This window comes from Paenibacillus sp. FSL R5-0473, assembly GCF_038004565.1.
In the GTDB taxonomy this organism is placed as follows: domain Bacteria; phylum Bacillota; class Bacilli; order Paenibacillales; family Paenibacillaceae; genus Paenibacillus; species Paenibacillus amylolyticus.
The window spans coordinates 1-24,826 of record NZ_JBBORL010000003.1 but is presented as its reverse complement, the minus strand read 5'-3'; the positions used below and the strand labels follow the sequence as shown (position 1 = coordinate 24,826).

Sequence of the window (24,826 nt, the reverse complement as noted above, 5' to 3'; positions counted from 1 at the left end):
GTTGCACAAATTACCATATATACTGTTCACTTTTCCCCACTTGTCTGGGAACAAATAAAGAAGGACTTACCCCAGAACACTTCTCTGAAGATAAGTCCCTTATATCATAGATTAAGCCATTTAGAATGTTAGGAATTGCACTGTCATTTGTATGGATTACAGTTTAACGATCTGACCTGTTTTCTCGGATTCGAATGCTGCCAAGATCACTTGCAGTGAACGCAAGCCCTCTTCCCCGGAAATCGCTGGAGGTGTTTTGGTTACAATCGACTCTACAAATGCGTCAATTACACCACTCGGTACTTGTTTCTCGTTGGTAGCCATGGCACCAACTTTGTACGTCTCAACTGTACCATTGGTCAGCTCAACGATAACTTCATCGCCTTCCACTGTTCCGATCTTCATAACACCATTCTCGCACCACAGCACTGTACTGTTGTCTCCAGCTCTGTATTGTGTCCAGCTTGCTACGAGCGTTCCGATCGCTCCGCTCTTCATACGCAGCAAACAAGTTGCGTTATCGTCAACCTTAGTGCCTTCTTTGTGCAGTGTGCTGATGAAACCAGCCACTTCAGATACCTCATCATTCAGCAAATAACGGATGAAGTCGGATTTGTGCACGCCCAGGTCGCCCATTGCGCCCATAATCGCTTCTTCTTTACGGAAGAACCAGCTTTCAGCTCCGTCCACACTCCAGCCTTCCGGACCCGGGTGACCAAATGATGTACGGAAATTCAGGACTTTACCGAGTTTGCCGGATTCGAGAATTTCTTTTGCTTTTACGTGAGGAGGCATCAAACGTTGGTTGTGTCCAACCATCAAATACACGCCATTTTTCTTGGCAGCTTCGATCATTTGCTCGCCTTCTTCAGTGGATACTGCCATTGGTTTCTCAACCAATACATGCTTGCCTGCATTTGCAGCAGCAATCGCCATTGGCGCATGCAGATAGTTTGGTGTACACACACTAACGGCATCCACTGTTTCGTTTGCAAGCAATTCTTCGTAACTGGAATACGCTTTACCGCCGTAAGTTTCGGCCATCTTCTCCGCACGCTCCACAACCGGATCGGCAAAAGCGACAAGTTCTACGTTCTCATTGGCAGCGTACTCTGGAATATGTCTGCGCTCGGCAATGGCTCCACAGCCGAATACAGCAACTTTAATTTTACTCATGTACATAAGTCTCCTTTGACAAATAGATTAGCATTTTTCATGGTTCGATGGTCCATTAGAATTGATTCAAGTAGTTTTCTTTCAACCAGTTGTAGCTATTGGATACGCTCTCAAGCGGAGGATTCTGACATACGTCTTGTTCCACGATCAGCCATTCCACGCCTGCATTCGTAGCGCCTTCAATAACAGCTGGCAGGTCAACCGAACCTTGTCCCAATTCCAGTGTTTTCATCTGGCCCTGTTCGTCTTTGCTGAAGTCCTTCAGATGAAGCAGCGGCAAGCGACCCGCATATTTATTAATATACTCGATCGGATTTTGTCCCGCAAATTGTACCCAACATACGTCCATTTCCACTTTTACCGCTTCCGGTGATGTTTGAGCGAACATGGCATCAAAGGCATTGGCATCGCCAACCTGGCCATGGAATTCAAAGTCATGGTTATGGTATCCGAAGATCAATCCTTGTTTCGCTGCTTCAGCTCCATATTGTTGTAACTCAGCGAATAGCTTGGTCCAACCTTCTGCATTCTCAGGACGATCTTCTGGCATCAGGTAAGGGCAAATGATATATTGTGCACCAATTGTTTTTAGGTAATCGATTTGTTTTTGCAAGTCTTCGCGCATTGCATGTAGTGAAACGTGGCTGCTGAATCCTTTCAGTCCAAGTTCATCTAGTAGCGCTTTCATTTCCTCAGCTGGAATATCGCCATATCCGGCAAACTCCACACCTTCATATCCAAGGGCCGCTACTTTACGCAACGTACCACGAAAATCTGCTGCAGTTTCATCACGGAGTGTAAACAATTGCAAACCAATATTAAGTTTTTTCATGTAGGATACACCTCTGTTCTCAAATTTGCTTTCATTGCTCTATCTGGTATCATCCTAACGCAAAACAGGCTAGAATGAACATATACAATATAGTCAGAACATGAACTATCTGATCAAATTTTATTTCCATCATTTTGCATCAATTGAATGTAGCTAATTTCAACTGAAGATATTTACACTGGCACTCCGATGACAGAACAACCTTCCGATCGCTGTTATCCCCAGATTTTTTTGATTTCCTTTTCAAAAGGATAAAATCCGGAGATAAAGGCGAACACTTCGTTTCTTCAGGTTCTTTCTGTCCTCTCCGTTTTCGTGTAAATGTTAAGTTAAACTTATGATGTAAAAGGATGTACATATTGGGGGATTTTATCTTTGGATACGTTAGAGACATCTGTACTGATCTGTGACTACTCATACCACTATAAAGCGTTCACTCATAATATGAAGGGCGAGTTGCAAACCTATCTGTTCCGTCTGCAGACCGAAGGCTCGTGCAAAGTGTATGTACAGGATGAAGAATTCAGGATGACTAGCGGGGATTTGCTGCTCTTAAAGCCTGGTGACGACTACCATCTCGTTGTAGATGAACCACATAAGGAAGGACGCTTGTCTAGCGGAGATTATTATCTGTTCTGCGAGGGCAGCTGGATCGAGAACTGGTGGAAACGGCAGCATCGATCTACCGTGAGCCGGATTGGACTTGATGACAAGCTCATCAGCCTGTGGAGAAATATGTTACTTGAGAAACGTCGCGGACCTCTTGAGGAAAATGCGGAGCTAAAGGATGCGTTACTGCGCGGATTATGTCTATATATCGACCGGGCAATTAAAGAGAATATTCAGACCGATCGGGCAGTTTCCTCTGCGCTGAAGTTAAAACGTTTTATAGAGGAGCATGCCACGGTTACGTTCAAGCTTGATGAAGCGGCTCGTTATGCGGGCCTCAGCCTGTCACGTGCAGTCCGTTTATTTAAGGAGCACTACAATCAGACCATGATTCAATATGCGATTGAGATCCGTTTGAATGCGGCATTGGAACGAATGAAATACAGTGAAATGACACTGGAGCATATTGCCGAATCCTGCGGTTTTGCAAGTTACTCCTATTTCCACCGGGTATTCCGGGCGCACTTCGGTGTATCTCCGGCGGAATATCTCAAATCCAAGCAGCATGAGCCTATCGATGATCTGGAGCATGTATGATGTTCAGTACCAGAAACCCATGACCTTAAAGAGGTTCATGGGTTATTTTGATACATTGAACTGTAATCAACTTTCAGTACGACTGGAAGTCAGAACGTTTTATATAAGAATGAAGTTCACTTCAATATTTTTTCATGTGACTCCCACAGAACAAGACTGTACAATTATAGAGACAGTTTTTTTACAAATTCATACATATCCATTAAATCCATATCTATCATACTGGAGCGATACATATGCTAACCCACCAGCGCAAAGTCCTCATCATTGAGGATGAATCAGATATTTCGCGCATTCTGCGAGATTATTTAACCAAAAATCAATATGAAACCGCCGTGGCAGCCACTGGTCAAGATGGACTTCAGGTTATGGAGCTTATTCAACCAGACTATATCATTCTGGACATTATGCTTCCGGACATGGACGGGATCGAGGTCTGTCGAGAGATCAGAAGGCGCAACAATATCCCCATCCTCATTCTAAGTGCCAGAGGCAGTGATACCGATAAGGTACTTGGTCTTGGCTTTGGAGCAGACGACTATATGACCAAGCCCTTCTCGCTGAGCGAATTGTTAGCACGAATTAATGCCCACTTCAGGCGTTATGACAGTATGACATCCGTTGGAGACAGAACAGATCTGTTGCATCTTGGAAACCTGGTGATTGATAAAAAAGCCTATAAAGTTACATTAAACGGATCGGAAGTTTCTCTGTCTGCCAAGGAATTCGAATTACTTCATTACTTGGCAAGCCATAAGAATCAGGTATTCTCCAAAGCCCAGTTGCTCGACGCCATCTGGGGATATGCAACCTACGGTGATGAAAATACCGTAACCGTATACATTCGCAGACTACGTGAAAAGATTGAGGCAGATGCCTCGCATCCGACCGTTCTGAAGACGGTATGGGGTGTCGGTTACAAATTCAATTACGAATAAGTGAGATTGGAGGCACCCACATGTCATTGAACAGCTGGTCCAAACGCTGGTTGTTAACAACACTTGGGCTTCTCATTATTATCGTTTTAAGTATCCTTGCACTGTCGATGATGCTGTTACAAGATCGAAATTCAGGCGAATCCAATCTGTCCCTGAATCAGGTTCGACTCAAGGTCAATCCAATCTTACTCGCTTTGGAGCAAAATCATCAGCATCTTAATGAACAAAATATTCGTGAAGTCATACGTTCCACCGCCAGAGAGACCGGGGTTCTGCTTACCTATCTAAACTTGGATGGAAAAGTCATTCTGTCCTCCGCCCCCACCTCTGAAGGGACGCAAGCTAATCTGCGTAAAGCTCTTCATTATGATCTGCATCATGCCACTCAGGCCGCGGACGGTAACGATTTGCTTGATATTGCGTTTCCTGTGATGGACGGACCCACGGGAAGTCAGATCGGCAATGCCATCTTTTCAATCCCCCAAGCCATGGTTACGGTTCAGCAATCGATGACTTTTCCGGTTATATTGATTAGCGCACTCCTGCTCCTGTCACTGATTCTGAGCTTATTTCTATTCTGGATGAAACGAAAACTGGACAAACACCTGCTCTCTCCCATCCATCAATTGAAGCAACATGCGGAATCCATGCTTAAAGGCAATTATGAAGAAAAAATCCAGTACAACCGGAACGATGAATTGCTCGAAGTATATGCCATGTTTGATCTCATGCGCACGGAGATTAAACATATGAGCGAGAAGCGTATTCAGCAGGAACAAGCACAAAAAGAACTCATCACCAATATATCTCATGACATTAAAACACCAATTACCACGATAAAAGCATACATAGAAGCTATTGAGGAAGGACTATGCAACGATCAGGAGACGCTGATGGAATATATGGGAGTGATGCGAACCCATACGGATAAAACAGCCCGCCTTGTGGAGGATCTGCTGGTTCATGCACTTCAGGAATTGGGGCAAATTTCGGTGGAAACCCGTGAGTTGTACAGTGGGCCTATACTGGAGACGATGTTGAAACCTATTGAACATGTTGTCCTAACAAAGGGGCTTATCTATAAAGGACCCAACTACATCCCCAATGTGTTAATCGCTATCGACCCCACTCGAATTGAACAGGTGATCTCCAATCTTGCCGCCAATGCCCTCAAGCATACAGCTCCAGGAGACACGATACGTATAGATATGGAACTGGAATCTGAGCATTTGAATGTGACGATTGCCGATTCGGGTCAGGGAATACGTGTACAGGACATGCCGTTTGTTTTTCAGCGTTACTTCAGAGGCCAGGCGAGTCATGCAGAACAACGTGTTCAGGAAGGTACAGGGCTGGGCCTTTCTATCTGCCAAAGCATTATTGAAGCACATGGAGGCCATATTTCCTTTACTAGTAAAGAAGGACAAGGTACAACCTTCCGGTTCTATCTGCCGATCTGCTGAGCCCACCTGAACCTACACTCCACAGCTGTAATACTTTATTCATAATTTGATAAGGCTTCCTCAACATCCCTCCTCTAGAATGAATCCTATACTGCACTCGGGAGTGATTCGACTTGTCCAAAAAAGTGATTATCCGTGCACAAAATCTGTGCAAAACATACAACAGCGGAAGTGAACAACATCATGCCATCCGTAATGTTGATCTTGACATCTATGAAGGGGAATTCACGGTCATCATGGGTAACTCTGGCTCTGGAAAATCAACCCTCTTATATCTGCTAAGCGGACTGGATCAGATTACAGCAGGTGAGGTCTATTTTCGCGACCAGAGGATTGACGCTTACAGTGAACGCCAAATGTCCGACTTCCGCACCCGCCGGATCGGTTATATCTATCAAAGTATCAATCTGGTCCCAGACCTTTCCATCAAAGAGAACATTGCTTTACCGGGATATATTGCAGGAAACAAAAAGAAGGACATCCTATCCCGCGCTGCTGAGCTGATGAATGCCATGGATATTGATGGACAGCGTAACCGCCTCCCATCCCAAACTTCCGGAGGACAGCAGCAACGAGCTGCGATTGCACGGGCTTTGATCAATTCGCCGGATATCATTTTTGCCGATGAACCGACCGGAAGCTTGAATATGGAACACGGCACAGCTGTTCTTGATATCCTTTCAGACCTCAACCGGAAAGGACAGTCCGTTGTTATGGTGACGCATGATATCAAGGCCGCCTGTCGGGCAGATCGCCTGATCTACATTTTGGACGGCAAGATTGGCGGAATCCTTGAGTTTGACACTTATGACAAACATCAAATTCAAGATCGTGAAGCGATCATCTTCGCTTTGGTTACGGGGAAGGAATAACGATGGCGGTCATGTTTAAACTTAGCTTGTCGTATCTGAATAGGAACAAATTACAAAATGCGCTGATTGCGTTGCTCCTGCTACTCTCGACACTTCTTGTATCAACAGCTATTGTCATTCTGGCGAACACAGGCAATCAGTTTTATGAAATGCATACCCGAACCCATGGATCTCATCAAATCCTGACATTTGAAAAAGGGCTCAATGACCCTGACGTTGTGCACAACTGGTGGGCTTCTCAGGATGGAGTTCAGGTGTCCCCTTTGCTAAAGTATCGTACATTGTCAGGCATCATTTTGAATGAAACTCACATCCCTAACATCTACCTGTACATGTTTAATACGCCTCCGCCGCCATGGGGTGTGGATGAACTAATTTTCTCAAGCGGGACGCCCGACACAGTTCCCGAACAAGGCTTCGTCTGGATTCCAACGTCCATGGCCAATGCTTATCATATTTCCGTAGGTGATACCATTGGCTTCAAAACCGGCTCAAGCACACTCGAATTAAATGTATCGGGCATTGTCATCGATGTACCATATGGGGCACCCTTCTCCAATACAGCACGGGTCTGGATGAATCCTACCGATTATCAACATGATCTCGCTACACTTGCTGGCAACGAGAATCGTATGATGGGCATCCATTTTAACGATTACAGCATGAATTCGGTGTATTGGGAACGATACAATCGTGAGACAGATACTCCGTTTCTGGAATCCAAAATGGAGTTCGAGGCCATTGCCTCTTTTTATCTGATCATCAATCAGGTTATTGGATTCATCATGATATTCATGGGTGTTGTCATGCTCTCTATCGCCCTGATGACCATCGGATTTACGATTGCGGATGCCATCCTGGCCAATTACAGAACGATAGGAATCCTCAAATCACTAGGTCTGACTTCCCGAAAAACGATAGGCACCTATGTTATTCAATATGCATTGATATCCATCGTAGCCATTATCCCTGGACTTGCACTCAGTATATGGATATCCAAATGGATCATTAATATTTCTGTATCCTCTCTTCGAGTGGGGAATCAGAACATTCCAGTTCAAGGATTGGATGCGGCCATACTGGCCGGCGTACTACTATTTACTCTAGTGATTCTGTTCACTGTGTTATATGCCAAAAAGGCACGCAGCATACAGCCCGTGCAGGCTATTCGTTATGGTATGTCGGAGACAGATCACAGCCGGATGGCTGGGAAAATGAATTCGCCATGGGCACACTGGATCGGATTTACACGACTGCCTATCACCGCCGTACTTGGATTCAGACATGTGTTCAAAAACACCAAAAGCTCTGTTCTAACACTCCTGCTAGCCACCATGGCTTCCTCCGTACTTGTTCTGGGTTATGTTCTGCTGACCAGTATAACCGGAATTGAACAGACCGCAGCTAAATGGGGGTATGACAATGCCAATATCGCAGCAGTAGTCGTGAACAAAGGTAACTTTCCAAAGACTGAATTGAAACAAACGTTAGAAGAGGATACAAGGATTAGCAATGCAGGCTGGCAAGGGAACACAACGGGTGTAATTAGCCCGGAGTCTTCTGCAACAGTGAAGGGCCAATCCCTCAGTCTCAACTTGAGTGTACTGGACGGGAGTTATCAGGAACTTGGATTCGAAACGTTAAAAGGGGTTAACCCACAACATGCGAATGAAATTGCCATTGGTGTAAGTGTAGCCAAAACATCAAATAAAGATCTCGGTGATCTTATCGATATCTATATTGAAGGAGAAAAGCGTACATTCCTCATCACAGGCATCTATCAGGCGATCGCCAACATGTCTGTTTCAGGCAGAATCACCATTGATGCCATGAGAAGTGTGAACCCCAGTTATAGTGAATTTGATGTTATCTTCATCAATGTGAACGATATGGCACAAGCGGGTAAGGTTGCCTCTGAATTAAATGAGCAATTTAAAGATTTTGCTTCGGTAGTCACTCAGAAGACTTTGCTTGATTCGGTTTACGCGGAAGCCGCTAACATCCTGATCTATCCGATGAGCCTGATCGGATTGCTCTTTATCATTGTGACGTTCATCATTATTTTCAGTACTTGTAGAATCAATATCCGTAAAGAAAGCAGAACGTACGGGATATACAAATCGCTGGGAATGACATCTCGCCAAATCCGGTTGTCGCTCTCCATGGGAATGTTCATACTGTCCTCCGTGGGAGCCATACTGGGTATTTTCGTCGGCGTATACCTGCTGCCTCTTCTACTTGAAATGGTCCTTTCCGGTTATGGTATCGTACAGCTTCCACTGATCCTGCATTGGGGTGGAATGGTACTGTTCACCTGTCTAAGCATCATTGCAGCCAGTCTTGGCTCGTGGTTCTCTTCGAGAATCATTCGGGAAGCATCGCCACGTATGCTGGTTATCGAATAATGTAATCAGAATGCCTTAACACAATAAAACAAGCCCTTCCATACCTCTATAGGATGTGGAAGGGCTTGTTATCATGATATGAACTAATTCCGCCATTTCTTCGCAAGTGCACCAATCTGATGTGGCGTAGTACGGCAGCAGCCGCCAATAATCTGCGCGCCCGCAGCAACCCACTGCTCCGATGCGTCCCTCATACTACCACAGGTCCCCTGTCCGCTCCACGTCTTCGTTGCTGCATCATACGTCTCTCCCGAGTTCGGATACACAATAACAGGTTTATCGCTGGTACGGCGCAAAATACCCACTGCTTCCGTTACCACTTCCATCGGAGCACAGTTCAGGCCAATCGCCGCAATCTGCGGCTCGGAGCCAAACGTCTGTGCACATACCTCAAGTGGCGTACCCTCGCTGATGCTTGTCCCGTCTTTTAAAGAAAAGGATAGCCAAGCATACGCATGAGGAAACTCCTTCAGTAAATCAACCAGCACTTGTGCTTCCTGCAAGGAAGGAATCGTCTCAAACGCAAGAATATCAGCACCTGCTTCAATTAGCGCCGCCATACGCGGACGGTGAAATGCGACAAGCGTCTCATCCGACACGGCGTAATGTCCCACATACTCTGATCCATCCGCCAGATAGGCGCCGTACGGCCCAACGGACCCGGCAATAATTGGACGTGGACGAAGACAATCTCCTTCGTGATCTACTGTACGTTCTGTTATTTGCTCCTCATTCTCCACCGTCTCGGCACGTACCGAAGGAGCTTCTACAAGCTGACCTGTTGAGCTTTCTCTCCCTACTAAATCACTCTGCACTTCCGCCCATACGGCATCTCTCGCCTGAGCAGCCAACTCCACCGTCTTGCGGATCAGCTCAAGTGCTGCCTGTTCATCGATTCCTCTCTTGCGGAAGCCATCCACCGTCGCCTGATAACTGGATGTAATCGCACAGTCGGCTCCTGCTCGAAAATAATCTGCATGGACCTGAACAATAACATCCGGATTCTCAAGCAACACACGAGCAGACCATAGTGGATCATCGAGATCACATCCATGCTGTTCGAGTTCCGTAGCCAACGCTCCATCCAGAATCATGACTGGATGTTCACGCAGGATCTGTTCTATGGGGTTAGTCTGTTGTTCTTGCGTCATGTACTTTTCCTCTTTTCTTATTCACACGTTCTGTCAGATAATAAGCAGCGTAACATAATGCGATAAACGGAACCCCACAATACAGAGCAATTCGCTGTGTCGGGTCAAAGGCAATACCTATGCATGAAGCCAGACATAATATAAATGAAACAATTGGTACCACCGGATACAGTGGTGTGCGGTAGACCAGATCTTTGACCGCATGTCCTTCCCGGATATATTGTCTGCGGAACATGTATTGGGAAGCGCTGATGCTCATCCATACCGCAACGACAGCCAGACCTGAAATGGAAACCAGCGTAATATACACCGTACCTGGCGCAATAATACTGGACAGCAATGCCAGCGCACCACCCACCATACTAATCAGAAGTGCATTCAGCGGTACTCCGCTTTTGGTCAATTTGGCAAACCACGGAGAGATCGTTCTTTTGTCAGCCAGAGACCAGAGCATCCGTGAAGAAGCATATAGGCCTGAATTGGCAGCAGAGAGAATCGCCGTCAGAATAACAAAGTTCATAATGTCTGCTGCATAGGGTACACCCACCCGCTCCATTACCGCTACAAACGGACTTTCCAGTACACTGGCATCCGACATGGGCAGCAAGGCCGACAAGATAATAATCGTTCCGATGAAGAAAATAACCAAACGCCACAGCGTTGTATGAATAGCCTTTGGTATCGTCTTTTCCGGGTTCTCCGTCTCCCCGGCGGCAATGCCGATTAACTCGGTGCCTGAGAAGGCAAAGTTTACAGCAAGCATGGTCATCAATATCGCTGTAGCTCCATGAGGGAACCACCCGGATGCGGTAATATTCGATAGAAATGGAGCCGGTTCAGAATCCGCCATGGGAATAATACCAAACATGGCTGCGCCACCGATAATAATGAAAATTACGATAGTCACTACTTTTACAGATGAGAACCAGAACTCGGATTCCGCAAAAAATTTCACCGTTAGAGCGTTGAACAGAAAGATCATCAGTGCAAAAACCGCGCTCCATATCCATACGTTCACCGATGGGAACCAGCGCTGCATCAGCAATCCGGCGGCTGTGAATTCGGAGCCAAGCGCAACAGTCCAGGTTAACCAGTATAACCAAGCCACCGTGTAGCCTGTTGCCGGTCCAATATACTTGGCTGCATAACTATGAAATGCTCCCGTCTCTGGCATATGAACAGACAGTTCACCAAGACAGAGCATCACCAGATATACAACGATGGCTCCGATCAGGTAGGACAGAATGGTTCCCAGTGGTCCCGCCTGCTGAATGGTGTAACCTGAGCTGAGGAATAATCCCGTTCCAATGACTCCTCCGAGAGAGAGCATGACCACATGCCGTGCCTGCATTTTCCGCTGAAAATGCCCTTTGTCGTTGTTGTTCTCCATACCTGCTGCTCCCCTACTTCTTCATCCAGAAAAAACAAAAAAGACCCACTCTGCCTAAAGAGTGCGCCGTTACTGACAAATAAAAACAAACGCTCCTATCTATCAGGCTTTCACCCGCTGGAATTAGCACAGTATCCTTCAGATCTGTTGCTGAGGTTTCTAAGGGCCAGTCCCTCCACCTCTCTGGATAAGAAAATGATTTTTTACTAATATAGCGATCTATCATGAATGTGTCAACATTTAAATATTAAATGGCACACCTCGCTATTCGGTGGAAGACCCCGGATTCGTGATGGTGGTCTTTACCTCATACGTGATCGGCACGGTGCTAAAAATTTTATCCCAATCGTCTTTGACTTTTTTCCATGTTTTAGGTTCTTTGATACGCAAGCTATCCCGAAAATCCGCAACATCTACTTTATAGGTATGCTGCAGTTTGTATAACAACTGTCGAATCTGTTGTTTGGCAAGTTCAGCAAATTCTTTTTCCAATTCACTGAGATACGCACCTTTTTCCTCTTCCTCGGGAGCGCGCCAATCCTCCATCAACCAGCCTTCGGATTCAGTCTTCACATGGAATGAAATATCATCGCCAACCACTTTTGGAATTATTGTTGTTTTTTTCTTCTTCATTTCATATACAACAGTGAATCCCGCTTTATTGTATGTCTTCAAGATACCTCCTTTTTCTTTAGGTCTGATCCACGATAGCCCTTCTAGATCCGTTTGGCTGAGTTCCCCGATGAATTTGGTCGTTTTCCCATCAAAGATACTGGCACCGGAGAATTTGTCCTCTCCATTGGAGTTCAGTACATTCTGGAGCAAAAAGCTGGAACCGGATTGCATTTGTGCATCTAATTTGGAGAGTAGAACGGGGTCCAGGATTTTATTGGACAAGTACGAATTACTGGTAATGCCTGTAAGATAAAAGGCTGGAATCCGGGAAGGATCATCTGAAGTCAGTACATCAACAGCGCGATGATGGCTAATCAACACCAGACAGTTAGGACGAATATCGTTATCCCGAAGTACAAAATCCAGCAGCTGGTCCAGACCATACTTTTTGGCGATATCCTTGGACACAACGATAACCTTCAGATGATGTCCGATGAGCGGATGATCTCGTCTCAGTGCAAACTGACGAAAGATTTGCAGCAAGGAATCTCCGGTAAGCTGTTCATTGGAATAGGACGTTTTACCAGAAGCAGGCGAACCGGATTGTTGGCTCTTCTGACTGCTGGAATTACCGGGAGCAATCTGTACCGTGGCCGTCAAATTGTTCTGCTTGGAATACGCTCCTCCCTGAGTTGCGATGTCTTTCTCAAATTCTGTCTCTTTACCGATATCAATTCCAAGACCGACATAGACACTTAGATCCTCTATCTCCCGACTGCTCCAACATCCGGATATCGTTAAGAGAATGCATAATACAGTGGCTAAGCGTAACAACATACGGAATGTAATCATGCATGCTTGCCTCCTTTTTTGCGAATCAGACTTAACAACAGTAGTACCAGAGGTAAAATGCCAAACAAAAATACGGACACATTGCCCAGCATATCTCCTAGTGCAAAAGTATCATCCACTGTTTTGGGTATCATTGCTGTCAGATAAATGAACGGAAGCAGGCCGTACATGATGCCTTTGATTTTTTTGGAACGAAACAAATCACGAATACCCACTGAAGCGCAGTAATGTGTAATTGCTGTAGTCGAAAAGATTTGCATAATCCAGATGACCAGCAATAAGGATTCAAAACGCTCGAATATCAAACCCTGAATTTCGAAGCTTCTTACCAAATCCAGCGTTGGCCAAGTTCGAGTTTTGATGCCATCGAGCGATAAACTGCCTATAACCATCACCACCGTGATCAAGTAGATAATAGTGGATATGAGTATCCCCCAGGTCATCGCTTTATTGCTCTTCTTCGGATTTTTCATATAGGCAGTCATGATTAACATCACCTCATAGCCCGTATAAGATAATAGTGAAGGCTTCAACCCTTGGAAAACGGGCATAATCCCATCACCGAGGACGGGTCTCAGATTGCCAATCTCGAATAGCTGATTACTAAGCAAAATTTCAATCACAAATATAATAATCGTAATCGGAAGGATGATCTCAAACACGCGTACGATAACGCCAAGCCCGCCTGAAATCATATATACACCGATCCACATGAAGACCATCACAATCGCCCAGGTGGGGGTACGTTCGAGCAGATACATCCCAGTCACTTCAGCCATAACTCTGATTTCGAATGCGGCAATAACTATGAAAAACATAATCATAGACAATCCCAGTATGTAAGCAATCCAGCTGCCCGTAATCTCACGGGTGAACTGGAAGACGGTTTTCTCCGGAAATCTGCGACACAGGGTAACCAGAATTATTCCCACACCTATGATAATGAATCCAGATAGGATAATGGAAATCCAGACATCCGGTGTTCCGACAGCTTTGCTGGTCGTTCGAGGTAGTGTCAATATCCCGGCACCAAGCATGTAATTGACAATAATTACAACGGCCTGTGTCGTGGTTAGCTTTCCTTGGGAGCCATTCACTTAGTTCACCTCCAGACCTTCAGTAGATGGAATTCCATTTATTTTTTCCGATCATCATCGATCGGATTAGTCATTTTGGGACGCATTCTCATCATATTTAGCGGTGCACGGATAACAAAATCCTTCCATTCATTCATGTGATAGGGAACGGCTGGTGCAACATAAGGTACGCCAAAGCTTGAGAGTCGTGCCAGATGTGTACACACAAGCAGAAAGAACATAACCACGCCAAACAATCCGAGTACGGCTGCGCTGAACATAGCGGCAAATCGTAGAATCCTTAGCGTTAATCCCGCACTATAGACCGGAATCGTAAAGGAAGAGATGGCTGTTACCGCAACGACAATGACCAGAAATTGGCTTATTATTCCCGCTTGCACCGCTGCTTGTCCAATAATCAGACCTCCTACGATACCCATCGCTGGCGCAATCGGTTTGGGCAAGCGTATCCCAGCCTCCCTCAGAATCTCAATCGAAAGCTCCATGATGAGTACCTCAATAATTGAGGGGAATGGCACTCCAGTACGCGTTTCAATAATCGTCAATACTAGCTTGGTTGGAATAAGACCCGGATGAAACGAGATAAACGAGATATAGAGCGCAGGAGCAAGCAATGCCAGCATCGCGGCCATAAAACGAAGCACTCGCAAAAATGTTCCGGGAATCCAGCGTTCATAATAGTCCTCTGGAGACTGAAGCAACATGCTAAAGGTCACCGGTACAATTAATACAAATGGCGTTCCATCCAACAAAATTGCCACTCGGCCTTCCAGAAGGGCACCCATCACCCGGTCAGGTCTTTCCGTATTCAGTACCTGCTGAAAAGGACTCAGCGTATTATCTTCGATGAGTTGTTCCACATAACCTGATTCGAGCATTGAATCCATATCCATCTCTTCGATTCGCTTGCATACTTCTGCAACGAGATTTGGATCGGCAATATCCTGAATATAGGCTATCGCCAAATCTTTTTTGATCCGTGAACCCACTTCATACTTCTTAATAAACAGGCTCTGATCACTTCCATAACGACGTAAAATGCCTGTATTATCGCTTAATTGCTCTGTAAAACCAATACGAGGCCCACGAAGCAGTCCCTCTGACAAGGGTTCATTCATACCTCTTGTTTTGATCTTATGAGCTCCAATTAATAAAGCACCTGGCAAACCATCAACCAGCAGTGCATTTTTCCCAAACAACACACCAACTGCGAGTTCTTGGAGGGACTTCGTCTCCTCAACCAGACTGACAGGAAGTAATTGATCTTGCAGATATGCCGACAGTAAGTGTGCGTTGTCTGGATGAAGGAAACCCTCCTGCTTAAGTAGGGGAACACCTTCGAACATCAACGGTGTAATCAAGTGATCATCAACTAAGTCTTGATCTACCAGGCCTTCGGTATAAATGACCGCAGCCCGTGTATTCGTTCCCCTAATAATAAATTCCCGAATATGCACGTCTGCATTGAGTCCAAAGCTTTCTTTCACACTCGTCAGATTTATGCTGTACTTTTCGGTTAATTTAATATTGGCATAGTGGCCTGTTTCGGTCCCTTCACCCTGCCCTTTGGCTGCTGGCGAGATATCCTTCGAGGATATGGACGATGGCTTCGAACGAGAGAAGCTTCCGCGCTTAATGGCAGCATTGATCCAGCGCATGCTCAATGTAATACCAATTGGAATGATGAAGACCAAGAATGCCTGAATCCATATGGACCAATCCGGCACGTAGGATACAATTGTTGACCACATGTTCCCACCCCAACATTTCTCTGCATGACATAGCTGCAGGTATTCCCAAGTATTGTGTCCCCGTTTGATCACAATAATTCCCGTTTTTTTGAGTACTGAACGACAAAAAAACGGTTCCTGTGCAAGGAACCGCTATTACTATATATTGTTATACGATTCTGGTCACATGCTCCGCTTTGGCATCCAACAAGTGAGCTGAAGCAGCAATTGCTGTAAAATCATTCAATGCGATCTCAATCTGCTTCTGGCTCTGCTCCACATATTCTTCTACTTTTTTGGTACCACCCGTGATATTACCAATCTCCTTCGTTATTCCAGTCACGCTATCACGAATCTCATTAATCGAACTCTCCACCATTGCAGATAGTTTCTTAACTTCCTTGGCCACGATATCAAATCCTCGTCCGTATTCTCCTGCATGTGCAGCCTCAATGGCAGCATTCAACGCGAGCAGTTGCGTCTGAGACGAAATCTCGCGTATCGTTCGTACCACGCCCTGAATCGATCCGGCCTGTTCCTGCAAATGAGTTAACGTTGCACGGTTAGAAGTTGACACCTCTGAGATATAGGAGATACTGGACATTAATTCCTGGCTCCGTTCAATGCCTACATCTGCCTGCCCATTCAGTTCATGGGACATCGTTTTCAGCTCATTCACTACGACCGAAATGTTGTTCTGACGGTTGGTAATGTTGGTGGCGATTTTGGAGACACCCAGTATCTTCTGATTTGTCTCATCGTACACCGGCATATATGTCGCCTCAAGCCATACGGAATTCCCCTTTGCATCCTTGCGTTCAACCTTGTCCTGAAAGCTGACACCATTAAATATGCTATTCCAAAAAGCATCATATTCCGGAGTATTTGCAAATTGACCGAAGCACAGTTGCTGATGCTTCATGCCGTACATCTCATCTACCGTATATCCCATCGTCTGGGCAAAGACTTCATTCACGTAGGTTACCCGGCGATCCAGATCAAATCGAATGATAGCAAGACTTTTCTCCATCGCCTTGATGACCATTGCATCGGTGACAACATCTTTCTTTTCCATATCTAATATAGACACTTGATAACCCCCACAGTTCATTCCATAATAGACAGCCTTTATTTAACTAGCAAAAACGATCATAACAACATATGTATCCATCAGGTTCTAGATGGCTCTACTATGGATACCCGATTTGCAGCATTTTGGATCACCTGTTGTCATTTATTTTTATTGCAACCCTGTTCAGTCAAAATATATAGTTGTTCCTTCGTTTCAATGCTTCTTCAAAATCCTGGATAAAAGGCTTCCATCAACATACTTTCGGAGCATGTTCATCGTCCAGAAAAGAGACGTTATAACTTATCTTATCCGTAAAATATCTCTGTATCTACTAGTACGTATCGTAACATAAGGCAAAGAGGTATACACTTCTGTATTTGTAACGTATTTGTAACATAATTTCTGTTTTTTAATAACCGTTTAACCCCTATATACAAGAAAAACAGAACGATTTGTCGTGCATCGTCCTGTTTCTTATCCAGTCTCATCTTTATTATTTTTTTCGTGGTGTCCAGCGCTTCGTTTCACTGTGATTCGGATACTGAATGCCCGCAGGATAGGAGATCAGCTCGATCAGCATCCCCCAAGGTGCTCTTCCATACACAAACTGATTGCCTTCCCCACCTTCAATATGACCGGTCAACGCCCCAGGCTCTGTTAGCAACACCCCGCCCGCTTCTTTGAAGTGTCGTGTAGCTTCTTGCATATCGTCCACATACAACGCCATATGCTGCAATCCGTAATCTGATGCCCTAACTGGCTCCGATTGCGCTGTATTCGCGTACTGAAATAACTCTATACTGGCGCTCTCCCCTAGCGATAACATCCGAATATGAATAACCTTTGCTCCTGAACGCAGTCCTAATTTACGCTCTGCCTCGGGTCCTTCCTGTGGGGGATCATCCGGCGTTATATGGTCATAGGCAAGTTGAGCTCCAAACGCCTGTTGTAGAAATAGTGTCGCCTGCTCCATATCCGGTACAGTTATTCCAATATGGTCAATTCCTCTCGTAATCATGTTATACCTTCTTTCCTTTATCCATTGAACTTGCTTGTACACAGCGACATCCGTACCTATATGATTTACACGAAAAGGGGTCCGCTATAACCATCGGTTGCTCGAACAACCTTGTATAGAAACCGAAGAAAGAAGAGCGCATGATATCCATGGCTCTTCTTTTTTTGATGTTTTTAAGTTAGTTACAGGTTTATATACCGAGTGCTTAACCGAGGGCCTGAACTCATTTTAAAAATCGTGTACAGTGACACATAGCTGAATCGCAATGCCAAATGGGTCCCGTACAATCCCATAACCTGGGCTGAATTCATTTTGTTCATACGGTACTAGTACCTTCACACCCTCATGTTGCATCAGAGAATGATACAGTTGATCGATGGTATCTTTATCTTTGGACTGAATACATAGTGACGTGCTGTTCCCCAGCTGCCATGCTCTCTCCGTGTCCATTGCTTCTTCCGCAATCATGACTTTGTTAACCCCAATCTCCAGCACCGAATGTGTAATATACTCATCTTGACCGGCAGGGTACTCGAAACCCGGGTTCATTTCCTTCATCTCTTTATAACTTTTCTTGAATATCACCTTGGCGCCCAGAAACTCTTCATAAAAAGCAATGGCTGCCGCCGCATCCCCGTTCATCGACAAAAATGGTATCACTTCAAAATTCATTATATTGCCTCCTTGTTCCTATTGGATTACACTTATCACTATAACAACGAAAGGTGCCAATACATGGCACCATTAAGAGGGTTTGATATGAAAAAATCAGAACGTATGAACCAGATGCTGCGCTTCATTAATCAAAAACAACAGTTCACCCTGCAAGATCTCATGCAGGAGTTCCAGATCTCCAAACGAACCGCGTTAAGAGATATCACTTCATTGGAAGAGTTAGGTGCGCCCATCTATGTCGAATATGGACGCTACGGCGGATATCGACTGCTGCAACAGATGCAGCTGCCTCCCATTTCGTTTAATACGGGGGAGCTTCATGCCCTTTATTTTGCGATGCAGGCTCTCCGCAGCTTCTCCAGCTTACCCTTTCAAGTCTCTTTCCGTACCATTCATGAGAAATTTATGAGCGCGTTATCCGACAAGCAACGACAGGATATTGAGAACATCCAACACCGGGTTTACTTCCAACATACCGAGCAGATCCGCGACAGTGCACATTTGGAGTTTCTGTTGATGGCTGCTGTTCAGAATATAGTGATCCAGATTACGTACGCTAATCAGCGTAGATCCTCTGATCAAAGGCCATCTTCTGCAAACACCAATATCCGCACCATTCAACCCATCGCGCTTTATGCCAGGAAAGGTTATTGGTATTGCCAGGCCTATGATCTGCATAAACAAGCGTATCGTGTTTTTCGCTGCGACCGCATCATTTCAGCCGAAACAACGGAGATTGAACCTTTAACTCATGTAAAGGAACTCTATTCACAGGATGCCCAATCTCTATGGAAACCATCGGAACAAGCAATTCCATTCAAATGCCTGATTGATGAAGCCGGAATGGAGCTATTCCAGCAAGAACATTTCCCATCTATGCAGATCATCGAGAAGAGGGGACACATGTATCTTGTCGGTTCATATGAACCTCACGAGCTTGATTTCATAGTGAGATATCTTGCAGGCTATGGTAAATCGATTAAGATTATGGAGCCCGTCATCTTACAGAAAGCATTAAGGCAGTACTATCTGGACTTGTTGGATCATGTCTAAAGATCATATTTCTATATCCATTTTACTTCACATGCCTTTTAGCTCTGCTCCCGGCTAACTTTTAAACTTTTTTTATTGCCAATAGCCAATTCAACGATAATCTGCAACACGATGATGATAGCCAAACCATAAAATGCTTGCACGAAGCTGCCTGTTAGATCGCGGAGCCAACCAATCGCCAGCGGTCCAAGTGCTCCAAGAATGTAGCCACCAGATTGAGTCATAGCCGACCAGCTACTCGCTTCCTGAGCATTGTTTGTCTCATCAATCGGCAACATGAGTGCAATTGGGAACAGTCCACCTGCACCAATACCGAGCGGAATCGCAGCGAGCCACGGACTGACAGAGAGATTCAGCATCAGGACACCTATTAACTCCAACATCGCACATCCAACAAGCCAGAAGACACGTCTTTGGTACCGATGTACAAGCATGGGAATGAATAACGTTGAGGGCAATGATATCAATGTAAATAACGTTTGGATGTTGCCAGCAGTCTCTTGGCTATATCCATGGCTCTGAATGGCTGGCGCAAGCCAGGCGGTTAATGAATAGAAGATCGCGGCCATCAGTCCAAAGAACAGTGTCAGCACCCATGCACGCCTGTTCTTCACCGGAAGTGATGCGTGGACTACAGCCGAAGTTTGTCCGGATTGCCGCTCTGTACGCGCAGACCAAGCTAATTTTAACCAGATCGGCAATGCAATGGCTGCGAGTAATGCCCATGTAGCCAAAGAACCTCTCCAAGATCCACCCAACGTCTGCTGAAGCGGGACCGATAATCCCACACTAATGCTGGCCCCCATCACCATTGCTGTAGAGTAGATGCCGACCATGGCTGCCACTCGGTTAGGGAAATACTGCTTAATGAAGCTGGACAACAGCGGCCCTGCCAATGCAATCCCTACACCTGACAGAAAAGAAGTGAACATCATCAATGGAGTTGCGCCTACGAACAATCGTAATCCCGTACCTATCCCAATAAGGATTAAAGCCAGCACAATGGCTCCTTCGTTCCCCCACCTTCTACTTAGTCTTACAGAGAATGGAGCGAATATGCCCATACATAATACCGGTAGTGTAGTTAACAGACTGGCGGTCATGCCGCTCAAACCTAGATCATTCTGTATGGTACTCATCAGAGGAGAAATGGAAGTAATCGGTGGTCTTAAGTTCAGTGAAGCCAGAATAAGCGCCAATACAATATAAAAAAGTTTCATTATGGATCACCTCATGGGAGTAGTATTCTTGCCTTCACCAAAGATCCTATTTGTTAATGTCAGGATCTTTGAGTGTTGCACGATTAAGTATAGATTCATTATAATGATTGAACAATACTATTGTTTCTATCAAAATGATTACTAAAACCAATGATTAGAGGTGAATTCATGGAGATTCGTCAAATGGAAAACTTTATTACGGTGTGTGAGGAGCTTCATTTTACACGGGCAGCTGAGAAACTTGGCATATCTCAACCTACGTTGAGTCAACAAATACGTGGGTTGGAGGATGAACTTGGTGTTCCTTTGTTTGACCGCGTCGGCAAAAAGATTGTGATGACCCAGGCAGGCACTCTGTTTCTGGAGCACTGTGTACAGATGATCCGGCATTTACAGAATACCCAGGATGCGCTAGCTGAATTTCGGAATGATCAGCGGGGACGATTGGTTATTGGTGTTCTTCCATCCGATTTGGATTACCGTATCACTCCGCTGCTCGTTGATTTTCATGCCCGATTCCCCAAGGTACAATTGAAGGTTATCTCTTCGATCTATGTAGTAAATCAAGTGTTGGAAAATGAAGTCGACATCGGCATCGAGATCATGTCTCCCCCGGATAGGCGGCTTGTACGCATTCCTTTGTGCAGTGAAGAATATGTACTGGTCGTATCCGAGAATCATGATTGGGCTGAACGAAGCACAATTGAAATTCAGGAGTTACGTGATATCCAAACGGTGATGTTCCCCGAAGGATTTACGGGCAGAGAATTGGTCGATGGCTATTGCCGTAAATATGGATTTACCCTAAATACCATCATGGAGACCAGTTCGGCAACCTCCATCATTAGCCTGGTCAAAGCCAACGTCGGAGGAACACTGCTGCCTTATCCTCTGATCAAAGCCATGAATGAGCCCACGCTACGTTGCATCCGAATTACAGACGATCCGCCATACCGGCACTTTGAGATCATCCATCGGTCCGACCGTTACCTGACGCAATCGGCCAAGGCATTTATTGAGAAAACAATCGAGTATTTCAATCAAAGGTGAGATTAAAAGGAGGATGTTGAAATGATAATAAGAGAAGTTGGTTTGTTGACACATCAGGTCGAGGCCATAAAAGAGTTTTACGGTACACTACTGGAATTGAATCTTGTGGAGGATACTGCAACATGCGTTTCATTCCGTGCGGGGAACTCGGTCCTCTCTTTCAAGAAGGCGCCAGAACAAGAAAAGCCCTACTATCATGTAGCATTTACGATTCCAACGAATAAACTTGCTGATGCAAAAAGATGGGCTCAAGACCGTAACATTTCATTGCTATCCAAAGATGGACAAGATGAATTCTATTTCCCCTACTGGGATGCAACAGCCTTCTATTTTTATGATCCAAGCGGCAACTTGATGGAATTTATCGCTCACCATTCACTCGATAATGGAGTTGATGAAGCTTTCGAAGCGAAGCATCTGTTATGTATTAGTGAAATCGGTCTGCCTGTCGATGATGTTCCTGAGACAATGAACACATTGAATGAGCATTATCAACTTGAACCATTTGCCGGAGACGGAAAACAATTCTCCCCCACGGGTGATGCAGAAGGCATGTTTATTGTCATTGATAAACAGAAGCCCTGGTTCCCAGACGGACGTATGCCTGGTGTATTTGTTACAGAGGTGAAGGTAGAAACTGGGCAGACCGGTAATCTGCGTATACAGGACGGCCTATACTCCATTGTATCTAATTAAAGGAGAACAACTAAAAAAGCCGAATGAACTCAGGAATATGATCCTGACTTCACTCGGCTTCTATGACTTGACTTTAAACTCGTCTGCAACGATTGGCAATTACTTCTAAGAATTAGAAAATAATATCAATAGCCTCTAGCTCATCTTGCTCCTGTTCGGATTGCCCGTTCAGGGAAATATCCTTGAGCAGCACCGAAGGCTGTTCGCCAATTTGGGTGATGATCACGAGCAGGTCCTGAGCGAAATTGTCGATCAGATTGTGCGTAAACAACTTCGTCGCATATTCAAACTGCCCGTTCATTCCCTCATCCAGCAACGAAATGACCAAGGTAAGGTCAAATTGGGAAACCGCATGCGTTTCCGGATAAGATTCGATCTGGATATCCCCGAAGTTTTGAACGTTATCTTCCTTCGTTTCCAGCGCAAACATGACATCAAATACAGGATTGCGGCTTTGATCTCGCGGCACCTGCAGCTTTTTCACAAGCTCTTCAAACGGATAATCCTGGTGGTCGTAGGCCCCCAGCATCGTGTCTTTGACTTCGTTCAAGTAAACAAGGAACGTCTTCTCCCCGGATGGATAATGACGAATCGCCAACGTGTTGACAAACATTCCGATGAGCGGCTCCAGGTCGGCATGTGTGCGGCCTGAAACCGGTGTGCCTACAATGAAGTCTTCTTGTCCCGAGTACTTGCTGAGCAGGATTGAATAGGCCGCCGATAACACCATATATAGGGTAGCACCGTTCTCATCGGCAATGCGCTGCAAGTTGTCAGTCATCTGCTTGTCGATACTGAAAGGCAGCACATCTCCCTCAAAGCTGCGAGCGGCAGGTCTGACAAAGTCCGTAGGTAGCTCAAGCGTTGGCAGTTCACCTTCCAGCATGTCCAGCCAGTAGGCTTCCTGGCGTTTCAGCCGTTCTTTTACAGGTTCGGACTGCTGCCAAGTGGCAAATTCCTTGTATTGAATCCGGAGCGGTTCCAGCGTCTCACCGTTATACAGGCGTAGCAGCTCTTCGATGAAGATACCCATCGACATGCCATCCGTGACGATATGATGAATGTCCAGCATAAGCAGATGACGTTCCGCTTCCCATTCAACTAAGCCTACACGCAGCAGCGGCGGCTGCTCCAAATCAAAGACACGTACAAAGGCATCCGCAATGCTTTTCGTTTCACTTTCCGTCGCCTTTGTATACTCGACGGCAAACTCCAAGTCCGAATAAATCCGTTGTACCGGTTCGCCGTCGACCATTTCGAAGCCGGTTCGCAAAACTTCGTGACGAGCGATTAATCCTTTGAGCGCCGCCTCGAATTGATTCCGCTCCAAGCGCCCGACGAGAACCGTCATGCCGGACATGTTGTAACTAAGCTCGGCCCCTTCCATCTGCTGCTGGATGTACAGCCGCTTTTGCACAGAGGAAAGCGGATAATACTCCCTTTTATCCAGAACCGGAATGGAAAGGAACTCCTGCTGCTCCAATCGGCTAATCACTTCAGCCATCGCTTCAATAGTCGAGTACCGGAATACATCGCGCAGTGGCAGGTCCACGTGCAGCTCCTTGTGCACCTTGCTGACCAGCGTCGTCGCCCGCAGCGAGTGACCGCCGAGGTCGAAGAAGTTGTCCGTCACACCAATCGTAACTGACCCAAGCACGTCCTGCCAGATGGAGACCAGTTTCGTCTCCAGATCGGTGCGCGGCGCCACGTATTCGCGCCCTGCACTTGCTCCCTCTTCCGGCGCCGGCAGCGCTTTCCGGTCGATTTTCCCGTTTGGTGTCAGAGGTAAATGCTCCAGCTCCACAAAGTACGACGGGATCATATAACCTGGCAGCTCGCTGGAGATCGCTCGTTTCAGGTCGGCCGCCGTCAGTTCGATATCCGTTGTGTAGTATGCGCACAGTGCCTTTTGCCCGTTCGCATCACTTCGAACCAGCACCACCGCTTCGCGTATACCTACCACCCGCAGCAGCTGCGACTCAATCTCACCCGTTTCGATCCGGTAGCCCCGGATTTTCGCTTGATTGTCGATCCGGCCGATGAAATCCACGTTTCCGTCCTCCATCCACCTCGCCAAATCTCCCGTGCGATATAACCGCTCACCCGCGGTGAAAGGGCTGTCTACAAACTTCTCTTCCGTCAGCTCTGGACGGTTCAAGTACCCACGTGCTACGCCAACGCCGCCGATGACCAGCTCGCCCAGCACACCGACGGGTACGGGATTCAGATGTGCATCCACGATGTAAAACTTCGCATTCAACCACGCTTTGCCAATCGGCACATGGCCTGTTTGCGGCAGTTTCTCCAACTGCTCG

Annotated in this window: 20 protein-coding genes and 1 riboswitch; of the genes, 8 read left to right on the top strand and 12 right to left on the bottom strand. The window is 45.9% G+C overall.

Annotated features, from left to right (window positions below; genetic code table 11):
• Positions 1–156: 156 nt before the first annotated feature.
• Positions 157–1,176, bottom strand: coding sequence for a Gfo/Idh/MocA family protein (locus MKY28_RS31495; RefSeq protein ID WP_127546673.1), 1,020 nt, complete (start codon positions 1,174–1,176; stop codon positions 157–159).
• Between the two features lie 55 nt (positions 1,177–1,231).
• The gene (locus tag MKY28_RS31490; protein ID WP_036606781.1) at positions 1,232–2,008 is read right to left on the bottom strand and encodes a sugar phosphate isomerase/epimerase family protein; all 777 of its coding nucleotides are present in this window, start codon (positions 2,006–2,008) and stop codon (positions 1,232–1,234) included.
• 375 nt (positions 2,009–2,383) lie between these two features.
• On the opposite strand from MKY28_RS31490, the gene MKY28_RS31485 reads away from it, so the two are divergent.
• From MKY28_RS31485 to MKY28_RS31465, 5 genes are all read left to right on the top strand, one after another.
• Complete coding sequence (locus MKY28_RS31485; RefSeq protein ID WP_036668130.1) at positions 2,384–3,214, top strand: helix-turn-helix domain-containing protein; 831 nt, start codon at positions 2,384–2,386, stop codon at positions 3,212–3,214.
• A gap of 236 nt (positions 3,215–3,450) precedes the next feature.
• Positions 3,451–4,152 carry a response regulator transcription factor gene (locus MKY28_RS31480; protein WP_340938549.1) on the top strand — a complete coding sequence of 234 codons (702 nt, stop codon included), beginning with the start codon at positions 3,451–3,453 and terminating at the stop codon, positions 4,150–4,152.
• 20 nt (positions 4,153–4,172) lie between these two features.
• Complete coding sequence (locus tag MKY28_RS31475) at positions 4,173–5,615, top strand: HAMP domain-containing sensor histidine kinase (RefSeq protein WP_340938548.1); 1,443 nt, start codon at positions 4,173–4,175, stop codon at positions 5,613–5,615.
• 113 nt (positions 5,616–5,728) lie between these two features.
• Positions 5,729–6,487, top strand: coding sequence for an ABC transporter ATP-binding protein (locus tag MKY28_RS31470; protein WP_340938546.1), 759 nt, complete (start codon positions 5,729–5,731; stop codon positions 6,485–6,487).
• A 2-nt stretch (positions 6,488–6,489) separates the two neighbouring features.
• The gene (locus tag MKY28_RS31465) at positions 6,490–8,892 is read left to right on the top strand and encodes an ABC transporter permease (protein ID WP_340938544.1); all 2,403 of its coding nucleotides are present in this window, start codon (positions 6,490–6,492) and stop codon (positions 8,890–8,892) included.
• Positions 8,893–8,975: 83 nt separating this feature from the next.
• Here the strand turns inward: MKY28_RS31465 and mmuM are convergent, their stop codons facing one another.
• The 8 genes from mmuM to MKY28_RS31425 form a co-directional block, all read right to left on the bottom strand.
• Entirely contained in the window at positions 8,976–10,043 is a 1,068-nt protein-coding gene (gene mmuM / locus MKY28_RS31460) for a homocysteine S-methyltransferase (protein ID WP_340938541.1), read from the bottom strand.
• Complete coding sequence (gene mmuP, locus MKY28_RS31455) at positions 10,021–11,433, bottom strand: S-methylmethionine permease (protein WP_340938539.1); 1,413 nt, start codon at positions 11,431–11,433, stop codon at positions 10,021–10,023. Before mmuP ends, mmuM begins: the two co-directional genes overlap by 23 nt.
• A 92-nt stretch (positions 11,434–11,525) precedes the next feature.
• Positions 11,526–11,627: riboswitch (SAM riboswitch) on the bottom strand.
• A gap of 70 nt (positions 11,628–11,697) precedes the next feature.
• On the bottom strand, positions 11,698–12,900 hold the full coding sequence (locus tag MKY28_RS31450) for a Ger(x)C family spore germination protein (RefSeq protein ID WP_340938538.1): 1,203 nt from the start codon (positions 12,898–12,900) through the stop codon (positions 11,698–11,700).
• Positions 12,897–13,997, bottom strand: a complete 1,101-nt coding sequence (locus MKY28_RS31445) for a spore germination protein (protein ID WP_340938536.1) — start codon at positions 13,995–13,997, stop codon at positions 12,897–12,899. The genes MKY28_RS31450 and MKY28_RS31445 overlap by 4 nt, the downstream gene beginning before the upstream one ends.
• 38 nt (positions 13,998–14,035) lie before the next feature.
• Positions 14,036–15,748 carry a spore germination protein gene (locus MKY28_RS31440; RefSeq protein ID WP_036668138.1) on the bottom strand — a complete coding sequence of 571 codons (1,713 nt, stop codon included), beginning with the start codon at positions 15,746–15,748 and terminating at the stop codon, positions 14,036–14,038.
• Positions 15,749–15,896: 148 nt separating this feature from the next.
• On the bottom strand, positions 15,897–16,802 hold the full coding sequence (locus MKY28_RS31435; RefSeq protein WP_036607056.1) for a methyl-accepting chemotaxis protein: 906 nt from the start codon (positions 16,800–16,802) through the stop codon (positions 15,897–15,899).
• A gap of 490 nt (positions 16,803–17,292) precedes the next feature.
• Entirely contained in the window at positions 17,293–17,817 is a 525-nt protein-coding gene (locus MKY28_RS31430; protein WP_340907159.1) for a VOC family protein, read from the bottom strand.
• A gap of 228 nt (positions 17,818–18,045) precedes the next feature.
• Entirely contained in the window at positions 18,046–18,489 is a 444-nt protein-coding gene (locus tag MKY28_RS31425) for a VOC family protein (protein ID WP_076253518.1), read from the bottom strand.
• 87 nt (positions 18,490–18,576) lie between these two features.
• Between MKY28_RS31425 and MKY28_RS31420 the strand changes: the two genes are divergently transcribed.
• A complete protein-coding gene (locus tag MKY28_RS31420; protein ID WP_340938533.1) occupies positions 18,577–19,545 on the top strand; it encodes a helix-turn-helix transcriptional regulator in 969 nt (322 codons plus the stop codon).
• A gap of 38 nt (positions 19,546–19,583) precedes the next feature.
• Here the strand turns inward: MKY28_RS31420 and MKY28_RS31415 are convergent, their stop codons facing one another.
• Positions 19,584–20,765, bottom strand: coding sequence for an MFS transporter (locus MKY28_RS31415; RefSeq protein ID WP_340938531.1), 1,182 nt, complete (start codon positions 20,763–20,765; stop codon positions 19,584–19,586).
• 168 nt (positions 20,766–20,933) lie between these two features.
• Here MKY28_RS31415 and MKY28_RS31410 point away from each other — a divergent pair, with 168 nt between their 5' ends.
• Together MKY28_RS31410 and MKY28_RS31405 are read left to right on the top strand one after the other, a co-directional pair.
• Positions 20,934–21,815, top strand: a complete 882-nt coding sequence (locus MKY28_RS31410) for a LysR family transcriptional regulator (protein WP_340938529.1) — start codon at positions 20,934–20,936, stop codon at positions 21,813–21,815.
• 21 nt (positions 21,816–21,836) lie between these two features.
• A complete protein-coding gene (locus MKY28_RS31405; protein ID WP_340938527.1) occupies positions 21,837–22,511 on the top strand; it encodes a VOC family protein in 675 nt (224 codons plus the stop codon).
• A 112-nt stretch (positions 22,512–22,623) separates the two neighbouring features.
• On the opposite strand, the gene MKY28_RS31400 is transcribed toward MKY28_RS31405, so the two are convergent.
• Positions 22,624–24,826, bottom strand: a 2,203-nt coding sequence (locus tag MKY28_RS31400; RefSeq protein WP_340938525.1) for a condensation domain-containing protein, incomplete at its 5' end; no start/stop codon positions are given.